This window comes from Pseudomonadota bacterium, assembly GCA_018823135.1.
Lineage (GTDB): Bacteria > Desulfobacterota > Desulfobulbia > Desulfobulbales > CALZHT01 > JAHJJF01.
On record JAHJJF010000110.1, the window covers coordinates 1 to 3,402 of the forward strand.

Annotated in this window: 4 protein-coding genes and 1 CRISPR repeat array; all 4 genes read right to left on the reverse strand. The window is 52.0% G+C overall.

Translation table 11 applies throughout. From position 1 onward, the window contains the following. The first annotated feature begins 5 nt into the window (after nucleotides 1-5). A CRISPR array of direct repeats spans nucleotides 6-367; the repeat unit is 32 nt; unit sequence GTTTCAATCCACGCCCCCACGCGGGGGGCGAC. A gap of 182 nt (nucleotides 368-549) precedes the next feature. Beyond that, entirely contained in the window at nucleotides 550-840 is a 291-nt protein-coding gene (gene cas2 / locus KKE17_12155; GenBank protein ID MBU1710750.1) for a CRISPR-associated endonuclease Cas2, read from the reverse strand. A 3-nt stretch (nucleotides 841-843) separates the two neighbouring features. Continuing rightward, nucleotides 844-1,875 carry a type I-C CRISPR-associated endonuclease Cas1c gene (cas1c, locus tag KKE17_12160; protein MBU1710751.1) on the reverse strand — a complete coding sequence of 344 codons (1,032 nt, stop codon included), beginning with the start codon at nucleotides 1,873-1,875 and terminating at the stop codon, nucleotides 844-846. 8 nt (nucleotides 1,876-1,883) lie between these two features. Next, nucleotides 1,884-2,504: a CRISPR-associated protein Cas4 gene (gene cas4 / locus KKE17_12165; GenBank protein ID MBU1710752.1), complete on the reverse strand. Its 621-nt coding sequence runs from the start codon at nucleotides 2,502-2,504 to the stop codon at nucleotides 1,884-1,886. 64 nt (nucleotides 2,505-2,568) lie between these two features. Beyond that, nucleotides 2,569-3,402, reverse strand: an 834-nt coding sequence (locus tag KKE17_12170; protein MBU1710753.1) for a HEAT repeat domain-containing protein, incomplete at its 5' end; no start/stop codon positions are given.

The window sequence follows — 3,402 nt, forward strand, 5'->3', positions numbered from 1 at the left end:
AGTGTGTTTCAATCCACGCCCCCACGCGGGGGGCGACTCGGACTGGTTACTGATAACCGACCAATGATCAGTGTTTCAATCCACGCCCCCACGCGGGGGGCGACTGCAAATTGGGCTGAGGCTACCCCATGATAAAACGTTTCAATCCACGCCCCCACGCGGGGGGCGACTTGTCTCTGGCCTGTTCTCTACGTCCGATGTGGTGTTTCAATCCACGCCCCCACGCGGGGGGCGACGGGATTGGATTCGATTTTAATTCTGAGAGTAGCGGTTTCAATCCACGCCCCCACGCGGGGGGCGACCTACGAGCAGAACGTCCTTGACGCATATCACTGGTTTCAATCCACGCCCCCACGCGGGGGGCGACTGTTACTTCTCAATGCCTTATCACGACCCGTTTTGTCGCCACTCTGGCGCGATCCAGGCCGATTTATATTGTTTATAAATTTGTTCTCAGTCATTTTTTCAACATAAACAAATAATAACATATTGTTAATTACTTCGCGAACCATCCAGGGAAACCCCGGTCGCTTCAGGTTCGCGATCATTTCAGACGATCAAAGGTCCTTCCTGGTCAATACCTTCTTTTGTGCCGACATGTTCCACCCTTTTCCGCCAGTTGGCGCCGAGAAAATAAAACCTCAGACTGTCTTCTTCCGGGTCAACGGTATCAATCAATTTCTGCTTCATTACCGTCCATTTGTCCGGTGGGACAATGCATTCAAAAACGGAAAATTGAACCCTCTGGCCATAATTCTTGCAAATTTTCGCAACAGTCCTCAGTCTGCGGCGGCCGGCCTTGTCCAACGTGGATACATCATAGCTGATCAGGACCATCATGATTCACCTCCAGATGAAAGCGGGGTATCCCTCCAGATCCCCTCGCAGGTATCGGGCAAACATCAGGGCCTGGGTATAAAACAACAGGCCAAGCGGCATCTTTTCCTTCAGAAATGGATGGGTGATCTCATCCTGTTTTCTTTTCTGATATGCCACCAGGACTTTTTTTCTTGTTTCATCATCCATCAACACCGCTCCTGAACTTTTTATCTCAAAGCCCTTATCCTTGACCTGCATGAGATTGATCAGTGTCAAGGTCATCCTGTCCGCAATATACGGTCTGAACTCTTCCATGAGATCAAGGGCCAGTCCCGGCCTCCCGGGCCGATCACGGTGAAGGAATCCCACCGCCGGATCAAGCCCGGTGCACTCAAGGGCCGAGCGGATATCATGCATGACAAGGGTATAGATAAACGACAGAAGGCAGTTGACCCGGTCAAGAGGTGGGCGCCGATTTCTCTGACGGAAATAAAATGAGTCCTTCTGTGCCGTAATCAGGTGATCGAATACACTGAAATACAGATTGGCCGCCTCGCCTTCATAGCCCCGGAGACGATCCAGCTCCCTTTCATTCTGCACATGCATGAGGATAGCGTTCAGGCGATCCACCACTGACTGGAGATCATTTGTTTCAATTTTTTCACCATGATCGCGAAGCGCACGCTGCAACAGAGTCCTGGAGTTTGATATCTTTCCGGCCAGGACAGATCTTGCCACAGCGGCAGAGCTTTCCCTGTCATCTGCCCTCCGATACTGTTCGCGACGCAGAAGGACATTGCCCGAGACCGGCCCTTGCACCCTTGCCAGAAAACGGCCGTATTCCGTAAGAAAGCTTATGGTCACGTCCTTTTCCGCACAGAAGCCCATCAAATAGGGGCTGCAGGAAACCTGCCCGAAACAGACGATACCATCCAAAGTATGGACCGGAATCTGGAGTTTAACCGTGCCATCGACCTTTACAGTCACGGTCTCGCCTTCTTTGGCAAGGTAAGCGCCCTGGGTGGTGACAAAGAGTGTATTGAGGTGTTTTTTCATGACAACTCCTATAACCTGAAGAGGTATTCGTCGATGCGTTTTCTTTTTTCCAGGGTCTTGGGGCGGCAGACATCTACAAAAGAGCAGGAATCACACAATTTTGTATAAACTGGTCTGGGAGTCTTCCCTGAGGCAACCAGTTTGTGCAGGCTCATCGCGGTTGATTCGGTTTCAGCGCGCAAAAGTTCATCAAAACCAACAAGCAGCCTTCGTCTGTTTCTGCCATAGAATAACGCCCCCTCCGGGACGCTGGCACCAAGCATTTCTTCAAGGCAGATAGCCTGGGCGCAGAGCTGTACCTTGTCCCAATTTTCTTTTTTAGTCTTGCCGCGTTTGTATTCAACAGGAAAGGGAATCCAGTTCCCGTCTTCCTGCCGGTGAAACTCAACCACGTCGGCCTTGCCGATCAATCCAAGACGCAGAGACCGGAGAGGCAGCCCGTGGTCAATGCGAAGACCGCCCCTTGTTTCCCCACCGGATTGGTCCACCCGTTCATGCATGATGCGCCCTTCCGCAGTAAAGAGATTCTCCACCCATTGCTGCTCGACATGAATCAGCGCACACTGACGCTTGCAGAACAGATAATGCTGCAAAGCGGATAAAGGGAGCAGATCGTCTTCTGAATACATGGTTTTTTCTCTTACTTCTCTGTTGTTTCGTGATGCTGCCGTCGCGGCGCGCATGCAAAGTCAGTCATTGATATTTTTCCAGCTTGCTCAACAACTGCTCTCGTATTCGAGGTTTGTCCGTCGAATAGAACGAGATAAGTTTTTTGCCTTGCTGCTGGTAGAGTTTCTGCTTCTTGAGCATACCGATCTTGTAATCAGCAGTTTCCATGCCCCAATACTCGATATACACATCGAATTCCGGCAGGTAGAAATCGGGCCGGATGGCATAACCGTCGAGAATACGAAAGCGTTCATCATACCGATACCGGATCTGCTCCGCGTCAAGGGCTTCGCAGATCAGTCGTTCGCCGTCCGACTGCACCCAGGTTCCGTCTTTGGCGCGGATATTCTTCTGCAACTCCACCTTGGTTTCAAAGTTGCGCCGCTCCAGAAAGACCTCGTCGAAACAGTAGTTGCAGAATGGCCGCTGAAAAGCCTTATGGCTGCGGACATATTCATCCGGTGCAAGCTTTACGCCGCATCGCTGGCAACAATGCACGGCTTGCTTCTCTTCGATTCGACTTGCCTCCTCGATAATCTCTATGGCACATTTGGCGCAATTATTGTTGTACTCCTTTTCAACCGGGCTGATGGCCATGTCCCGCAAATCGGCGAGAGCGCATTTTGCCGCTATTCCGTATGCACTCAGGGCCTTTGCCGCATACTGCCGAACCTGAGGAAAACTGTCCTGCAACATTGGCTGTAACGCCGCCACCGCCTTTTCGGCATCGGCCAACCCTGCCAATTTGCCGATGGCCGATGCCGCCAGCCGCCGGACATTGGCTGCGGGCGAGCGGGTCAACTCAATAAGCTCCGACAACGCACCGGAGTCGCCGGAGTTGCCCAGTGCAACAGCCCG